Annotated in this window: 1 protein-coding gene; it reads right to left on the bottom strand. The window is 44.5% G+C overall.

Annotation, left to right across the window (positions count from 1 at the left end):
* Nucleotides 1-163: 163 nt before the first annotated feature.
* Entirely contained in the window at nucleotides 164-259 is a 96-nt protein-coding gene (locus tag PZC42_RS24650; protein ID WP_498041201.1) for a universal stress protein, read from the bottom strand.
* Between the last annotated feature and the right edge of the window lie 13 nt (nucleotides 260-272).

The raw sequence follows: 272 nt of genomic DNA, 5'->3' as shown, positions 1-272 counted from the left end.
AAGGATATACAGTGCATGCTATATGGTACATGCCTTCATGCTGAAGCTGACTAGAAGTGTCAATACAATGACAATTTATTCACACAGATACGTTCACAAGTTGGTGGTAGATATATACATGAATGATACTGTTCAGTCCAGGCTGGGGCCGCCGCTCATGGACTCAGAGCTTGTGCTTCGGCTTTTTTACTATCATCACGGTGCAGTGCGCATGATGAGAACAGTAGTCACTCACGCTTCCAAGAACAGCTCGTTTAATTGCTCCATAGCCA

Source organism: Isoptericola croceus, from assembly GCF_029382255.1.
Lineage (GTDB): Bacteria > Actinomycetota > Actinomycetes > Actinomycetales > Cellulomonadaceae > Isoptericola > Isoptericola croceus.
This window is presented reverse-complemented; position numbering and strand designations above follow the sequence as displayed.